This window comes from Streptomyces sp. NPDC093018 (assembly GCF_040684035.1).
Classification (GTDB): domain Bacteria; phylum Actinomycetota; class Actinomycetes; order Streptomycetales; family Streptomycetaceae; genus Streptomyces; species Streptomyces murinus.
Genome location: NZ_JBFBFF010000004.1, coordinates 88,381 through 103,878, shown reverse-complemented (window position 1 = coordinate 103,878; position 15,498 = coordinate 88,381). Strand labels below are relative to the sequence as shown.

Genomic DNA, 15,498 nt, shown 5'->3' with positions numbered 1-15,498 from the left:
CGATTCACTCACGGAACGTCACAACTGGTCGATGGGCTCAATAACCCGTCCAGGTGCGGGCAGAAACGATCTGTCAGAAAGTCTGTCCGGTCCGGGACACTGGACGATGGCTGGAAGGGCCCGGGGCCAGCCTCTATGATCGGCACACTTTCCGGCACGGACAGAGATCGAGTGCACTGCGGGAGCGAGCGGTGAGCGGAACGTCCGAAGGGCCGACGCCCGCGGCAGACCTCGACCGGTCAGCCGTCACAGACAGTGATCACAACACCTACGACCGTGTCTTCGGAGCGGCGCCGCTCGCCATGGCCGTCGTGGATCGCGAGGGATTCGTCCTGCGCGCGAACCCGGCCTTCGGCGAGCTGCTCGGCACCGACTGCGACACACTCTCCGGCCGGTCAGCCGCCGATCTGGTGGACCTGACCGCCGACGCGCGTTCCTGGCACGCCTATCGGGAGGTGCTGTGCGGGCGGCAGTCCAGGCTGCGCTGCACCCGCAGACTGAAGCATCCGGGGGGCACCTCGGTGTGGGTACAGCTCACCGTGGTCCCACTGGCCGACGGCGAGGCGGGCGTGCTGCTGTCCGTCGCCGACATCAGCGCCCGCCGTGAACTCCAGGCCCGGCTGCGGCACTTGCAGATGCACGACCCGGTGACCCGGCTGCCCAACCGCACCCTGTTCTTCGAGCGCCTCTCGGCCGCGCTGGAGGCGGAGTCGTACGAGCAGAGCGGCACCGGCCGGATCGGGCTGTGCTATCTGGACCTCGACGGGTTCAAGGCGGTCAACGACACTCTCGGCCATCGTGTCGGGGACCGGCTGCTCGCGGCCGTGGCCGAGCGGCTGACCAGGGTCGCCGACGAGGCCGGGTACGCGCGCGCCGCGACTCCCCTGGTGGCCCGGCTCGGCGGGGACGAGTTCGCGCTGCTGGTGGAGGACTCCACCGGCACCGAACAGCTCGCCGATCTGGCCGAGTCGGCGCTGGGGGCGCTCCAGGAGCCCTTCGAGCTGGCCGGGCAGCGGCTGTCGCTGACGGCGTCCATCGGGGTCGTGGAGCGCCATGCGGCGGGCACCACGGCGACCGGTCTGATGCAGGCGGCGGACACGACGCTCTACTGGGCGAAGGCCGACGGCAAGGGCCGCTGGACGCTGTTCGACCCCGAGCGCAACGCGCACCGGATGACCCGGCAGGCGCTGTCGTCCACGCTGCGGCCCGCCATCGAACGGGGCGAATTCGCCCTGGAGTACCAGCCGTTGGTGGGCATGGAGGACGGCCGGCTGTCCGGGGTGGAGGCGCTGGTGCGCTGGCATCATCCGCAGTTCGGCACGCTGACGCCGAATCGGTTCATCGGGCTGGCCGAGGAGGACGGCTCGATCGTGCAGCTCGGCCGCTGGGCGCTGGTCACCGCGTGCCGGCAGGCCCGCCGCTGGCAGTTGGCGCATCCCGGCGAGCCGCCGATCTTCGTCAGCGTGAACGTGGCCGTGCGCCAGGTGTGGGACTCCGACCTGGTGGCCGATGTGGCTCAGACCCTGGCGGACACCGGACTGGCCCCGCATCTGCTGCAGTTGGAGCTGACCGAGTCCGCGGTGATGGGCTCGGCGGGCCGCCCGCTCCAGGCGTTGCAGGCCCTCAGCGACATGGGGGTGCGCATCGCCATCGACGACTTCGGCACCGGCTACTCCAACCTCGCCTATCTCAGCCGGCTCCCGGTCTCGGCACTGAAGCTGGACGGCTCCTTCGTCCGCGGCTTCCAGTACGAGGAGGCGTCCAAGGGGGCCGCGCCCAACCCCGCCGACGAGGTGATCGTGGAGGCGATGATCCAACTCGCCCACCGGCTGGGCCTCACGGTCACCGCCGAGTGCGTGGAGACCTCCGCGCAGGCCACCCGGCTGCGCCGCATCGGCTGCGACACCGGGCAGGGCTGGCTGTACTCCCGGCCGGTCCCGCCGGACCGCATCTCCGAGCTGCTGGGGGCGCGGGCGTACACGGCGACGACGTGAGGCGGGCCCCGCGCCGGGACGGGTGACGCCTGCCTCCCGTCCGCCGTCGCGGGCCCACGTCGGGTGACCGCCGCGCCCCGCCGCCCGGCGGTTACCCGGCCGTCGGCAACTCGTAGGCGTCCGCGATGAGTTCGTACGAGCGGACCCGGACCTCGCCACGATGGGCGTGCGTGGTGAGCATCAACTCGTCGGCGCCGGTGCGCTTCTGGAGGTCGTTCAGGCCGGAGCGCACCTCGTCGGCGGTGCCGTGGACCACGTTGGCGGACCAGGAGGCGATGAACTCCTCCTCCATGGCGCCGAGTTCCGCCTGTTCGGCCTCGGCGGGGTCGGGGAAGAGGCCGGGGCGGCCCATCCGCAGGCGGAGCATGTTGAGGGCCATCGCGCGGGTCTGGCGGCGGGCCTCGCGCTCCTCGTCGGTGGCGAGGGCGGAGACGCCGATGAGGGCGTACGGCTCGGCGAGCACCGGGGAGGGGCGGAAGGTCTGGCGGTACAGGTCCAGCGCGGGGACGGTGTTCTGCGCCGAGAAGTGGTGCGCGAAGGCGAACGGCAGGCCGAGCATTCCGGCCAGCTGGGCGCTGAAGCCGGAGGAGCCGAGCAGCCAGACCGGCGGTCGGTGCGCGGACTGGACGCCGCCGGGGGCGCTGCCCTGCACCGGGCCGGGGATCGCGTGGATGCGCCGGTAGGGGTGGCCGTCGGGGAAGTCGTCGTCCAGGAAGCGGATCAGCTCGGCGAGCTGCTCGGGGAAGTCGTCGGCGCCCTCGTTCAGGGTGTCGCTGCGGCGCAGGGCGGCGGCCGTGGCCCCGTCGGTGCCGGGGGCGCGGCCGAGGCCGAGGTCGATCCGGTGCGGTGCCAGCGCCTCCAGCGTGCCGAACTGCTCGGCGATCACCAGCGGGGCGTGGTTGGGCAGCATGACGCCGCCGGAGCCGAGCCGGATGCGCTCCGTGTGGGCGGCGAGGTGCGCGAGGATCACGGCGGGCGAGGAGGAGGCGACGCCCGGCATGGAGTGGTGTTCGGCCACCCAGTACCGGTGGAAGCCGCGGGCCTCGGTACGGCGGGACAGCTCGACGCTGGTGCGCAGCGCGTCGGTGGCGGTGCGGCCCGCGCCGACGGTCACCAGGTCCAGGACGGAGAGCGGGACGGGTGCGGTGCCGTGCGCCGTACCCCGGATGCCGTCCGCGGCCTCGCGGTTCTCGTGTGTCTGAGCTGCCTCGTCTGCCGACACGGTGGGGGCCTCCTGTTTCCGGCGTGAGCTGTGCCGGAGTGTCGTAACAGGTGGCTCTCCCCGCTTATTCCACGGCTTCCACCGCGCTCCCCCTCATCGCACTCATCCCGTCCCGTCCCTCAGACCTGGACGAGCGGCTCCCTGGTGAACAGCGCCCCCAGCTCCGGCGCGTTCACCCGGCGGTCGGCGAGCCGCAGCCCCTCCCACACGGTGACCTGGTTCGCGGTGAGGACGGGCTTGGACAGGGACTTCTCCAGCAGGCCGAGGTGGGCGGCCGTGTGCAGGGCGGTGTCCGGCAGCAGCACCGCCTCCGCGTCCGCGTCGTCCGCGGCCCGCGCCAGCGTCAGTACGTCCTCCTCGCCCCAGCCCGCGGCCTCGGCGGCCGTACCGACCCCCGAGGAGCGCGTCCCGGTCACCTCCAGGCCCCCGGCCCGCAGGAAGTCCGCGAACAGCGCGGTGATCTCCTCGGGGTAGGTGGCGCCGACGGCGACCCGTCGCACCCCCAGCTCACGGGCCGCGTGCACAAAGCCGAAGGACGTCGAGGAGGCCGGCATCCCGGCCAGCCGGGCCAGGGTGCGCACCTGGTCCTGGGCGCCCTGCCAGCCGTGCACGAAGCCGCCGCCGGTGCACGCCCACACCACGGTCTCGGCACCGGCGAGCCGCAGCCGCTCCATGCCCGCGCCGAGCCGCTCGGCGGAACCCGTCCCGCGCAGCGTCTCGACCCGGAGCGCGTCCTCGCCGATCTCGGTGTGGACCAGGTCCACCCGGATGTCGCTGCCCAGAAGCTGCTCGATGCGCGGATAGTCGTCCTCGGCGAAGTGGCCCGGATAGAGGAATCCGAGTGCGGTCATGTCCAGCCTTCCTGCGTGCGATCGGGCGGTACGGGACGCCCGCGCGCCGCCGTGGCAGCGGCGCCCGGTACGGCCCCGAGGGCCCGAGTACCCAGCCTTCGCGAGGCAGCCCGCCTCCTGACCTGATCGGCCGAGGCCGCCGCTCGCGGGCGGGGCGGGCGATGGCGGACCCGGCCGTGTTGACGCCGGTGGTTCCGGGTGCGAGCGTGGGCGATCCGTGCATCCCGGGCGGTCGGAGGGCACCTCCGGGGCGTCTCGGAAGCACCCGCCACGGATCGCCGGGAGCCGCGCATGTCGGACGTCGGGAGCCGTTCCGCCGGACGCCGGGAGCCGCCCCGCACGGGGAGCGTCCCCACCCTGCTCGTGCTGGACGCCGAGCCGCCGCCCCGGCTCGGCCGGCTGACCGGGCGGGCCCGGATCGTGCACACCGACGCGGCGCACCTGGCCGAGCGGCTGCCGGGCGCGGACGCGCTGCTGGTGTGGGACTTCACCTCGACCGCGGTGCGCGAGGCATGGCCCGGCGCGGGGCCCCGGCCGCGCTGGGTGCACACGGCGAGCGCGGGCGTGGACCATCTGCTGTGCCCGGAGCTGGCCGCGTCCGCCACGGTGGTCACCAACGCGCGCGGGATCTTCGACCAGCCGGTCGCCGAGTACGTGGCGGCGCTGGTGCTGGCCGTGGCCAAGGATCTGCCGCGCACCCTGGAGCAGCAGCGGGAGCGGGTGTGGCGGCACCGGGAGAGCCGGCGGGTGGCCGGTACCCGTGCCTGTGTGGTCGGGTCGGGGCCCGTCGGGCGGGCGATCATGCGGCTGCTGAAGGCGCTCGGTGTGACGACGGCGCTGGTCGGGCGGGTGCCGCGGACCGGCGTGTACGGTCCGGCCGACCTGGACCGGCTGGTCTCCCGCGCGGACTGGGTGATCGCGGCGGCGCCGCTGACGGAGGCGACGTACCGCATGTTCGATGCCCATGTCTTCGGGGTGATGCAGCCCTCGGCGTTCTTCGTGAACGTGGGGCGCGGCGATCTGGTGGACGAGGACGCGCTCGCCCGCGCCCTGACCCGGCGCTGGATCGCGGGCGCCGCCCTGGACGTGTTCGCCGCCGAACCGCTGCCGCCCGGCAGCCCGCTGTGGGACCTCCCCGGTCTGATCGTCTCCCCGCACATGAGCGGGGACACGGTGGGCCGGCGGGACGAACTCGGGCGGCAGTTCGTGGAGTTGTACGAGCGCTGGGCGGCGGGCAGACCCCTGGTGAACGTGGTCGACAAGAGACGCGGGTACGTGCCCGGCCACTGACCCGGCAGGGCCCCGGCAGCTCTTCACCAGGTTCACCCGTGGGAGTTGTGTGGAGGTACGGGGCGGGAAGCGGGGATGCGTCGTCCGGCCGGAAAAGCGGGGCGCATACCTCGGATCGGCCTGGGTAGCGGCGCCGCCATGGCTCCACCACATGGGAACGACGGACACAGTTTTCGGCCAGAACTCAGACCCAGCCGACGGATGTTGCTCGGCTCGATCGCGGCGCTCGGGGCACTGGGCGCCGCGGGCTGTACCCGGGTGGCCGCCGCGAGCGGGAACGGCGGCGAACTGCTCGACCGGCTCCGCGCGCAGGGCGTCGTACGCCTCGGGATCGCGGGCGAGATCCCCTTCGGGTACATCGACAAGGACGGCCGTCTCACCGGTGAGGCACCGGAGTTGGCGAAGGCGGTGTTCAAGCGGCTCGGCGTCGACCGGGTGCAGCCGGTGCCGACCGAGTTCGGCTCGCTCATACCCGGCCTGAATTCACAGCAGTTCGATGTCGTCGCGGCCGGTATGTACGTCAACGCCGACCGCTGCGAACAGGTCATCTTCGCGGACCCCGACTACCAGATGCTGGATTCGTTCATCGTCCGCAAGGGGAACCCGAAGGGGTTGCACTCCTACAAGGACGTCGTCGCGAAGAAGGCGAAGTTCGCGACCGGCACCGGCTACGCCGAGATCCAGTACGCCGTGGAGGCGGGCTACAAGCAGAGCGACATCCTGATCGTGCCGGACCAGGTGGCCGGTCTGAACGCGGTCGAGGCGGGCCGGGTCGATGTGTTCGCCGGTACGGCGCTCACCACCCGCGAGGTCGTGAAGAAGTCGGCCAAGGCGGAGGCGACCACGCCGTTCGCGCCGCTGGTGAAGGGCGAACGGCACGTCGACGGCGGGGCGTTCGCGTTCCGGCCGACCGAGACCCGGCTGCGGGACGCGTTCAACACGGAGCTGCACCAGCTCAAGCGGACCGGTGAACTGTTCCGGATCCTGCGGCCGTTCGGCTTCACCGAGGCCGAGATGACGGACCTGACCGCGAAGGAGCTGTGCGGGCAATGACCTCGGGGCTCTGGGAACTGGTACTCAAGGGCGTCTGGACCACCGTCCAACTGCTGCTGTTCAGCGCGCTGCTGGCCGCCGCGGTGTCCTTCGTGGTCGGCCTGGCGCGCACCCACCGCCGGTGGATCGTGCGCTTCGTGGCCGGCGTCTACACCGAGATCTTCCGCGGCACCTCCGCGCTGGTGATGATCTTCTGGGTGTTCTTCGTGCTGCCGATCGCCTTCGGCTGGCAGCTGGTGCCGATGTGGGCGGGCACGCTGGCGCTCGGCCTGACGTACGGCGCGTACGGCTCCGAGATCGTGCGCGGCGCGCTGAACTCGGTGGACCCGGCGCAGAAGGAGGGCGGGATCGCGCTGAGCTTCACCCCGGCGCAGCGGATGCGGCTGATCGTGCTGCCGCAAGCGGTGCCGGAGATGATCCCCTCCTTCTGCAATCTGCTGATCGAGCTGCTCAAGGGCACCGCGCTGGTGTCGGTGATGGGCATGGGCGATCTGACGTTCAGCGCCAACCTGGTGCGCCTCGCGCTCCAGCAGAGCGCGGAGATCTACACGTATGTGCTGGTCATCTACTTCGTGATCGCCTTCGTGCTGACCCGGCTGATGCGCGGCCTGGAGAAGCGGCTGAAGGCCGGGCTCGGCCGGGACCCCGGCACGGAGACGGCGGCACATGAGCCGAAGCGGGCGCGGACGACCGGGGTGGGCGGTGGTGTCGTATGACATGGGACTGGCACGCGGTGAGCGACTTCATGCCGCACTTCTGGGACGGCCTGCTGGTCACCCTTCAGGCGCTGGCCCTCGGTTCGCTGCTGTCCTTCACCCTCGGCCTGGTGTGGACGCTGCTGATGCGGGCGCCGACCCGGTGGGTGCGCTGGCCGGTCGGGGTGGTCACGGAGTTCGTGCGCAACACCCCGCTGCTGGTGCAGCTGTTCTTCCTCTTCTACGTGCTGCCGGAGTGGGGCCTGACCTTCTCCGCGCTGTCCACCGGGGTCTTCGCGATCGGGCTGCACTACTCGACGTACACCATGCAGGTCTACCGGGCCGGCATCGAGGCGGTGCCCGTCGGCCAGTGGGAGGCGGCGACCGCGCTGAACCTGCCCAGGCGACGGACCTGGACCGCGGTGATCCTGCCGCAGGCGATCCGCCGGGTGATCCCGGCGCTCGGCAACTACGTGATCTCCATGCTCAAGGACACACCGATGCTGATGGTGATCACCGTGCTGGAGATGCTGGGCCAGGCCCGGCTCTTCTCCCAGCAGCGCTTCCAGTTCACCGAGCCGCTCACCGTGATCGGCGTGGCCTTCATCCTCATCTCCTACCTGGCCTCCCTTCTCCTGCGAGCCCTGGAGCGACGCCTTGTCCGTTGAGACCCGTACCGAGCCCTCCGCCACCGCCGCCCAGCCGGCCGATCTGATCCGTCTGGAACAGGTCACCAAGCGGTTCGGCGCCCACACCGTGCTCGACCACCTGGACTTCGCGGTCCGGCCGGGCAGGCACGTGACCCTGATCGGGCCCTCCGGCTCCGGCAAGACCACGATCCTCAGACTTCTGATGACCCTGACGAAACCGGACGAGGGGACCATCACCGTCGACGGCGAACCGCTGTTCCCGGCGCCGGAGAAGCAGGTCCGGGAGGTGCGCAAGAAGATCGGGATGGTGTTCCAGCACTTCAACCTGTTCCCGAACATGTCGGTGCTGCGCAATCTCACCGAGGCGCCGGTGCAGGTCCTCGGTCTGTCCAAGGACGAGGCGGAGGAGCGGGCGCGGGAGCTGCTGGAGCTGGTGGGTCTCGCCGACAAGTGCGGGGCGCGCCCGGCGCAGCTGTCCGGCGGGCAGCAGCAGCGGGTGGCGATCGCGCGGGCGCTGGCGATGCGGCCGCGGGTGCTGCTGCTGGACGAGGTGACGTCCGCGCTCGACCCGGAGCTGGTCGCGGGCGTGCTCGATCTGCTGCGGGACATCGCACGCAGCACCGACATCACGATGCTCTGCGTGACCCATGAGATGGGCTTCGCCCGGGACATCTCCGACCAGGTACTGATGTTCGACGGCGGCCGGGTGATCGAGTCCGGCACCCCGGAGAAGATCTTCAGCGAGCCGGAGCAGGAGCGCACCCGGGAATTCCTCGGCGCGGTGCTGTGAGCGCGGCCGTGTGAGGTTCGCGGACAACGGGCGAGGTCCAGCCACTGGGGCATGACTTTGGCATATGCCACTGGGTCTTCGCCGCAGTTGGGGACGGCCGCCGGGACGAGGGGGACGAGCCGGAAACTTGTCAACGCCCTCTCCCCGGCGGCCGTTCGCCCGTTATCGTGGTAGCGCCGCACCGTCCGCAATCCACGGCCCAGTAAGCGAGCGCAGGGGGGACCCACCGTGGCGCTGAAGCACGAGCCGACCGCCCCGTACCACTCCGCGCAGGACGCGCTGCGCGTGCTGGAGACCGTTGCGCACACCGCCGCCGGGGTCACCGAGACCGAACTGGCCCGGCACACCGGCCTCGGCCCCGAGCGACTCACCGTGCTGCTGCGGATGCTGCGCCGCGAGGGGTATGTGGAGCAGATCGGCGGCGGGGCGTACATCACCGGCGACACGCTGCGCCGGCTGACCTCGGCCCAGGACCGCGAGCGGGCCCTCACCGACAAGCTCCAGCTCATGCTGGACCGGCTGCGCGACTCGGTCGGCGCGGCGGTCTACATCAGCCGGTACGTGGACGGCGAGGTCAAGGTCACCCAGTACGCGGCCGGGCCCGCCGCCCCCGCGGTCAACGAGTGGGTGGACTTCCGCTACTCGGCCCACGCCACGGCGGTCGGCAAGAGCCTGCTGACCCAGCTGGACCACAACGGGCGCCGCGACCATCTCGCCCGGCACAAGATGGCCCGTCTCACCTCGCGCACCATCACCAGCGACAAGCTGCTGCTGTCCCGGCTGGAGTCCCAGCCGCCGACGGTGCCGGTGCTCGACCTCCAGGAGTACGCGGTGGGCACGGTCTGCGCGGCCGTCCCGATCACCGCGGGCGCCTCGGTGGGCTGCCTGGCCGTGTCCCTCCCGGTGGAACACGCGCACCGCCTGAAACAGGCCGCGGACACGTTGAACCGGAACGCGGCGCCGGTGCTGCTGTCGCTGGCCATCTGAGCGGATCCCGGTCGGCCTCTCGGGTGGTCGGGAGCACCCCCGAGGACCAGGTAGTATTTTCTTCGTCGCCGGCCGCGAGAGCGGAAGGCGAGAGTCACGCGCCGCTAGCTCAGTTGGTTAGAGCAGCTGACTCTTAATCAGCGGGTCCGGGGTTCGAGTCCCTGGCGGCGCACAGAAGAAGGGCCCCTCACCTCGGTGAGGGGCCCTTTGGCGTGCTCAGAAGTCGACGTCCGAGCAGGCGTAGAACGCGTTGCCCGTGTCGGCGATCGTCCAGACCGCGAGGATCACGTGATGTCCGGACAGGCCCGTCGGCAGGACGCCGCTGTGGCTGAGGGTGGCCGGCGGCTGCTGGCCGTTGTAGGGCACCGTCAGGAACGGCGTGAGGTTGAGGTCCGAGCGGGACAGCGGGTGGTTCTGGTTCCAGCCCTGCTTGGTGACGTAGTACTTGAAGTCCGTCGTGGCGTGCCGGGCCGTGAACTGCCAGCGGAAGGTGTACGACTGCCCGCCGGTCACCTGGGTGGTGGGCCAGGCGGCACCGGACGGCGTGGTCGGCGAGCTGAGCTGGGCGAAACGGTCCACGCTGCCGTTGCAGAGCTGGCCGTCGGCGGGCCCGGTGGCCGGGAAGCCCTTGGGCCCCTCGACGCTCTGCGGCTCGTACTGGATGTCGCCGCAGCCCTTGACCGTGCCATTGGCGCACAGCTTCTGTCTGCTGATGGGGAGGTCGGTGTAGCCGTGCCCGCTGGCGCCGCCGGTGGAGAGCGCGAACGCTCCGGCGGTCACCACTCCGAGCACGACTGCGGACATTTTGGTCTTGATGCGCATACTGCTGCTCCTGGAGAACGTGGGGAGTTCACTGAGCCGTGCAGGGGAAGGTCTAGACCAAGTCACAGATTATGGGCGGCACTTGAGCATGTCCATACCAGTGGCGGAGACGGTGGCACCCAGCTCCCCGCGCCCGGCGCAGAACGCCACCGTGAGATCCCGCACCAGCACCTTGCGCTCGCCCTCGTCCAGCTCGACCAGACCGCGCGTGGTCAGCCGGGTCACCGTGTCCTCCACGGAGTCCACCACCGAGCTGAGCATGCTGGCCCGCTGCCGGGCGTCCAGCGCGGCGATCTGGCGGCGCTCCATCGCCGCCGCGACCTCCGGGGCGTACTCCACCCGCAGCGGCCGCACGGAGAACACCTCGAGACCGGCCGGCGCGGTCTCCGCCGTCACCAGCCGGGTCAGCGTCTCCCCCGCCACCGCGGGCCCGCCCCGGCCGCCGCCCGCGGGCTCCACCGGCACCCGGGCCAGCGCCGCCTCCACGCACTCGCGCAGATACCGCTCATGGTCCTCAAGGCCGAGCACCGCCCGCGCGGTGTCCCGCACCCGCCACACCACGAGCACCACCACCCGCAGCGGCGTGCCGCCCGGATCGGTCGCGGGGATCGCCTCGCTGCGCCAGTGCCGCAGCCGTACGTCGACCCGCCGGCGCCGCAGCAGCGGGTTGACCCAGAGCAGCCCGGTGCGCCGTACCGTCCCCCGGTAGCGGCCGAACAGGCCCACCACCCAGGCCCGTCCGGTGCGCCCCCGGGCCAGCCCGCCGAACCCGGCCGCGCCGAGCAGTCCGGCCCCGGCGTACGCCGCCCACTGCGCGGGGCCGAGCCCGGTGCCCGCGGGCTGCGGCAGGCGCAGCGCCTGGGCGGCGAGCGGCGGCAGCACCCCCGCCCACCAGGAGGCGGCCAGGCAGCCGGTGACCCCGCAGGCCCCGGCGAGCACCCCGGCCGCCCCGGGCAGCACCCGCGCCTCCCGTTCCGTCAGCTCCACATCGATCCGGGGCAGCGGGCGCCCGCGCGCCGGTGCCGGGCGGCCGGCGCGCGGCAGTTCACCGGTGCCCTGCCGGCGGCCGACCACGGCGGGCTTGGGCGGCACCCGTACGGGATCGTCCCCCTCGGGGCGGTCGCGGCCCCCGGGGTCGTCGCGGAAGAGCAGATGGACCGGGATCTCGGTGGTGGACTCGTTGTGGATCAGCCGGGCCGGGCGGGTGCCGGCGGCCGTGGCCGGGTGGGGTCGCCCCTCGGACTCGGACGGTGTGTGGGTGGTCGTACTCATGCGTGCCTCCAGCCTCCGCGCCAGATGCGTCATGAACGTGAACTGATGGGTGGGATACGACAGTTGGAGCAGTCAGTTGGAGCAGATCAGGAGAACAGGCGGCGCCAGGTCTCGGGGCCGACCGAGCCGTCGGCCGCGCCGCCCCGCCAGCCCTGGTCGCGCTGGAAGGCCGCCACCGCCTGCCGGTCCGCCTCGCCCCACCGCGGTCCCGGACCGTCGCCGTAGAACCGGCCGAACCCCTTGCGGGTCAGCTGGACCCCGAGCCGGGTGACGTAGTCGTTGCTCTGCCCCGGGCGGAAGTAGCCCTTGCCGGGATAGCCGGGGACGCCGTGCGAGGCGGGCTCCGCCGCGTCCGGGGCGATGTCCCGGCCCCGGCCGGAGGTGAGCAGGTCCCAGGTGCGCGGTCCCGGCAGCCCGTCGGCCTCCTCCTCGTCCCAGCCCTGGGCCCGCTGGAACGCCTCGGTGGCGCGCCGGTCCGCCTCGCTCCAGGCCGGGCCCGGACCGTTCGGGTAGTACGGCTCCGCGCCCCGGGCCATCAGCATCCGGCCCAGCTCGGTGACGTACGCGTTGACCGCGCCCAGCCCGAAGGAGTCGGCGCCGGGGAACTCCGGGGAGGTCTTGCCGCCGGTCGCCTCGGCGCCCGCGCTGCCGGTGGCCAGCCCCTTGTAGCGGTAGGGGACGTACTTCCCGGCGTGGCTCCAGTAGGGGTAGGGCGTGGTCTGGCTGCGGGTGTGCGGGGGTGTCTGCTCGTAGACCTTGTAGTGGGTGTGCGCGGAGTCCGTCCAGCCGCCGAAGATCACCACGTGCGAGCCGTTCTGGGGGTTGGCGGTGTTGTGGAAGAGCAGCATGTCGCCGGGCTGGAGCTGGGACTTCTTGATCTTCACGCCGTACTTGGCGAGGCTGCCCGTCCACTGGTTGCTGTTCAGGCCCCAGGCCATGGAGACATAGCCCGAGCAGTCCTGCCGGTAGCCGTCGGTCCAGTAGCGGCCCATGCTGTACGGCACCTTCGCGGTCACCCAGGACTTGGCCCGCTTGATGATGGCGTTGCGGGTGGTGCGCGGGGTGAGGACGCCGCCGGGCCGGGTGGAGCCGCTGTCGGGGCCGTGCAGAGGGGCCTCGGCGCCCTGGGGGGTGTCGGGGCCGTCGCCGGGGACCGCCTGGCGGTGCGGGAAGTGGCCGGCGGGGAGGGCGACCGCCGGGGTCACCACGCCGAGGGCGGCGGACACGGCGGCCACGACGACCATCCCGCGCCGCGCGGGGAGGCGGGCGGGGCGGCAGGGAGGCTGGCGGGGACGGGGGCGCCGCCGGTGGACACAGCCGGGACAGCCGCAGTCGCGCGCGGGTTCGAACTCCTCGAACGCCGGAGCGGTCATGCGATCTGCCTCACATTCATGGTGTTTTTGTCCGCTTGTGTGCACGTTGATCAGTTTCCCAACTGTCTGCGCAACGCGCACTTTGACGGTCCGAATGATGTACGGGCCCCTTCGAAGCCCCCTCCCGGTGGTCCAGAGCACTCTCACAGGTCGGGTAGAGTTCTCCTTGTCAGCAGGCGCCGCTAGCTCAGTTGGTTAGAGCAGCTGACTCTTAATCAGCGGGTCCGGGGTTCGAGTCCCTGGCGGCGCACAGACGGAGAAGGTCCCTCGCAGCAGCGGGGGACCTTTTCGTATGCCTCTGTTCATGGGGCCGCTACTCTCTGGCCATGGCAGCGCGGGACCTTCAGGAACGGATCAAGAAGCTGATCGTGGACCGGCGGCTGCCCCCCGGGGCTCCGCTGCCGACCGAGCCGGAACTGATGGAGTTCCTCGGGGCGAGCCGGAACTCGGTGCGCGAGGCGCTCAAGGCGCTCCAGGCGATGGGCATCGTGGAGATCCGGCACGGCTTCGGGACGTACGTCGGCCCGATGTCGTTCGCGCCGATGATCGAGGGCCTCGCCTTCCGCACGGTCGTCGGCCACTACCGGGGCGAGGACTCGCTGCTCCAGCTCCTCGAACTGCGCGAGGCCGTGGAGACCGGCCTCGTCTCCCGGCTCGCCGGGCGGCTGCCGCAGGCGGACCTGGCCGAGCTGGACGCGCTGGTCGACCGCATGGAAGAGCAGGCGGCCCAGGGCGCGGGGCTCGCCGACACCGACCGCGCCTTCCACGCCACGCTCTACCGGGGCCTGGACAACGCCCTGCTCAGCGAGGTTCTTGAGGCGTTCTGGGACGCCTTCCACCGGGTGCGCCGGGATCTGCTGGACGTGCCGCAGGACCCCCGGGTGACCTGCCGCCAGCACCGGGAGATCCTGGACGCGGTCCGCTCCGGGGACTCCCCGCGCGCGGAGCGCGCCATAAGGGACCACTTCGGGAACGTACGGGCGCGCCTGTCGGGGTGAGCCCGCCGCCGGGGGCTCAGCGGGTACGGCGGCCCCGGCGGGTGCGCAGGCCCACGGCGACGGCGGCGATCGAGGCCAGCGCGAGCCCGGTCACGGCCTGCGCGGTGTCGGGTCCGGAGCCGCTGGTGGCCACGGTGGCGAAGTGCGCGGTGGCGTCGACCGGGGCGGCGGACACTCCTTTGACCTTGGCCGCTTTGCCCGTGGCCGCTTTGCCCATAGCCGCTTTGTCCGTAGCCGCTCTGCCCATGGCCGCGACCGTGATCCTGCCGTCCACCACCCGGTCGGCGCAGGTCACCCTGATCTCGTAGGCGCCCGGCCCGACGGTGGAGGCGACGCGGGCGCTCCCCGAGAGGGCGCCCCGAGCGCCGGTGAGGCGGGCGTCAGCGGTGAAGGCGCGCGAGGCGGCGACGGCCTGGCTCCCGGTGCAGCCGCCGACCTTCAGGGTCACCTCGGCCCCCGGTGCGGGGGCGGCGGGGGCCGCGGCGAGGGTGCCGCCGTCCGTCGCGTGGGCGGCCTGGGCCGCCGGGCCGAGCGCGGCTACGACCAGCAGGCCGCTGCACACAGTGAGGGGAAGTGAGCCCATCGTGAACCTCCAGACACGTAAGGAGGTTCTCCCGGCCGGGGCGCCCCCGCATCCCGACAGGCGCCCCGCTGCTCCGTCCGGGTGAGACCGGGTTTGAGCCGCCGACGTCAGATGAGGTCGACCAGGTCGGCGATGGAGTCCACGACCTTCGAGGGCCGGAACGGGTAGGCGTCCACCTCCTGCGGCTGGGTCACCCCGCTGAGCACCAGGAAGGTGCGCATCCCGGCCTCCAGGCCCGCCAGCACATCGGTGTCCATCCGGTCGCCGATCATCGCGGAGGTCTCGGAGTGGGCGCCGATCGCGTTCAGGCCCGCGCGCATCATCAGCGGGTTGGGCTTGCCGACGAAGTAGGGCTTGCGGCCGGTCGCGGCGGTGATCAGGGCGGCGACCGAGCCGGTGGCGGGCAGCGCGCCCTCGGTGGAGGGGCCGACGTTGTCGGGGTTGGTGGCGATGAACCGGGCCCCGTCGTTGATCAGCCGCACGGCCTTGGTCATGGCCTCGAAGGAGTAGGTGCGGGTCTCGCCCAGGATCACGAAGTCGGGCTCGTGGTCGGTGAGGACGTAGCCGACGTCGTGCAGTGCGGTGGTCAGACCGGCCTCGCCGATGACATAGGCGCTGCCGCCGGGCCGCTGGTCGTTCAGGAACTGGGCGGTGGCGAGCGCCGAGGTCCAGATGTTCTCGGCCGGCACGTCCAGGCCCATCCGGCGCAGCCGGGCGTGCAGATCGCGGGCGGTGTAGATGGAGTTGTTGGTGAGGACCAGGAAGGGGCGGCCCGAGTCGCGCAGCTTCTTCAGGAAGTCCTCGGCACCGGGGATCGGCACGCCCTCGTGGATCAGGACGCCGTCCATGTCGGTGAGCCACGATTCGATCGGCTTGCGGTCTGCCATGTTGTGCGTCTCCTGGCATGCGTGAGATCTA

15 protein-coding genes and 2 tRNA genes are annotated in these 15,498 nt (G+C 71.9%); 10 read left to right on the top strand and 7 right to left on the bottom strand.

Annotated features, from left to right (window positions below; genetic code table 11):
- The first annotated feature begins 191 nt into the window (after positions 1-191).
- On the top strand, positions 192-1,994 hold the full coding sequence (locus tag AB0N90_RS11020) for an EAL domain-containing protein (protein WP_365194959.1): 1,803 nt from the start codon (positions 192-194) through the stop codon (positions 1,992-1,994).
- A gap of 91 nt (positions 1,995-2,085) precedes the next feature.
- On the opposite strand, the gene AB0N90_RS11015 is transcribed toward AB0N90_RS11020, so the two are convergent.
- Positions 2,086-3,216 carry an LLM class flavin-dependent oxidoreductase gene (locus AB0N90_RS11015; RefSeq protein WP_365194957.1) on the bottom strand — a complete coding sequence of 377 codons (1,131 nt, stop codon included), beginning with the start codon at positions 3,214-3,216 and terminating at the stop codon, positions 2,086-2,088.
- Between the two features lie 119 nt (positions 3,217-3,335).
- A complete protein-coding gene (locus AB0N90_RS11010; protein ID WP_365194955.1) occupies positions 3,336-4,067 on the bottom strand; it encodes a decarboxylase in 732 nt (243 codons plus the stop codon).
- 291 nt (positions 4,068-4,358) lie between these two features.
- Between AB0N90_RS11010 and AB0N90_RS11005 the strand changes: the two genes are divergently transcribed.
- From AB0N90_RS11005 to AB0N90_RS10975, 7 genes are all read left to right on the top strand, one after another.
- Positions 4,359-5,357, top strand: a complete 999-nt coding sequence (locus AB0N90_RS11005; RefSeq protein WP_365194952.1) for a D-2-hydroxyacid dehydrogenase — start codon at positions 4,359-4,361, stop codon at positions 5,355-5,357.
- A gap of 201 nt (positions 5,358-5,558) precedes the next feature.
- Complete coding sequence (ehuB, locus tag AB0N90_RS11000; RefSeq protein WP_365194950.1) at positions 5,559-6,410, top strand: ectoine/hydroxyectoine ABC transporter substrate-binding protein EhuB; 852 nt, start codon at positions 5,559-5,561, stop codon at positions 6,408-6,410.
- On the top strand, positions 6,407-7,126 hold the full coding sequence (gene ehuC, locus AB0N90_RS10995) for an ectoine/hydroxyectoine ABC transporter permease subunit EhuC (RefSeq protein ID WP_365194948.1): 720 nt from the start codon (positions 6,407-6,409) through the stop codon (positions 7,124-7,126). Before ehuB ends, ehuC begins: the two co-directional genes overlap by 4 nt.
- Positions 7,123-7,773: an ectoine/hydroxyectoine ABC transporter permease subunit EhuD gene (gene ehuD / locus AB0N90_RS10990; RefSeq protein ID WP_086806791.1), complete on the top strand. Its 651-nt coding sequence runs from the start codon at positions 7,123-7,125 to the stop codon at positions 7,771-7,773. Before ehuC ends, ehuD begins: the two co-directional genes overlap by 4 nt.
- Positions 7,763-8,545, top strand: a complete 783-nt coding sequence (gene ehuA / locus AB0N90_RS10985; RefSeq protein ID WP_365194945.1) for an ectoine/hydroxyectoine ABC transporter ATP-binding protein EhuA — start codon at positions 7,763-7,765, stop codon at positions 8,543-8,545. Before ehuD ends, ehuA begins: the two co-directional genes overlap by 11 nt.
- 228 nt (positions 8,546-8,773) lie before the next feature.
- The gene (locus AB0N90_RS10980; RefSeq protein WP_365194942.1) at positions 8,774-9,532 is read left to right on the top strand and encodes an IclR family transcriptional regulator C-terminal domain-containing protein; all 759 of its coding nucleotides are present in this window, start codon (positions 8,774-8,776) and stop codon (positions 9,530-9,532) included.
- A gap of 98 nt (positions 9,533-9,630) precedes the next feature.
- Positions 9,631-9,704: transfer RNA gene (locus tag AB0N90_RS10975), tRNA-Lys, on the top strand.
- Between the two features lie 44 nt (positions 9,705-9,748).
- On the opposite strand, the gene AB0N90_RS10970 is transcribed toward AB0N90_RS10975, so the two are convergent.
- From AB0N90_RS10970 to AB0N90_RS10960, 3 genes are all read right to left on the bottom strand, one after another.
- On the bottom strand, positions 9,749-10,354 hold the full coding sequence (locus tag AB0N90_RS10970; protein WP_086806788.1) for a lytic polysaccharide monooxygenase: 606 nt from the start codon (positions 10,352-10,354) through the stop codon (positions 9,749-9,751).
- Between the two features lie 69 nt (positions 10,355-10,423).
- Positions 10,424-11,626 (bottom strand): SPFH domain-containing protein, encoded by a 1,203-nt coding sequence (locus AB0N90_RS10965; RefSeq protein ID WP_365194940.1) that lies wholly within the window; start codon positions 11,624-11,626, stop codon positions 10,424-10,426.
- An 86-nt stretch (positions 11,627-11,712) separates the two neighbouring features.
- The gene (locus tag AB0N90_RS10960; protein ID WP_365194937.1) at positions 11,713-12,999 is read right to left on the bottom strand and encodes a peptidoglycan-binding protein; all 1,287 of its coding nucleotides are present in this window, start codon (positions 12,997-12,999) and stop codon (positions 11,713-11,715) included.
- Between the two features lie 176 nt (positions 13,000-13,175).
- Here AB0N90_RS10960 and AB0N90_RS10955 point away from each other — a divergent pair.
- Positions 13,176-13,249 (top strand) — tRNA-Lys (locus AB0N90_RS10955).
- 76 nt (positions 13,250-13,325) lie between these two features.
- Complete coding sequence (locus AB0N90_RS10950) at positions 13,326-13,997, top strand: FadR/GntR family transcriptional regulator (RefSeq protein WP_365194935.1); 672 nt, start codon at positions 13,326-13,328, stop codon at positions 13,995-13,997.
- Positions 13,998-14,013: 16 nt separating this feature from the next.
- Here the strand turns inward: AB0N90_RS10950 and AB0N90_RS10945 are convergent, their stop codons facing one another.
- Positions 14,014-14,580: a hypothetical protein gene (locus AB0N90_RS10945; RefSeq protein WP_365194933.1), complete on the bottom strand. Its 567-nt coding sequence runs from the start codon at positions 14,578-14,580 to the stop codon at positions 14,014-14,016.
- A 107-nt stretch (positions 14,581-14,687) separates the two neighbouring features.
- Positions 14,688-15,467 carry an HAD-IIA family hydrolase gene (locus tag AB0N90_RS10940; protein ID WP_361668544.1) on the bottom strand — a complete coding sequence of 260 codons (780 nt, stop codon included), beginning with the start codon at positions 15,465-15,467 and terminating at the stop codon, positions 14,688-14,690.
- Positions 15,468-15,498: the final 31 nt, after the last annotated feature.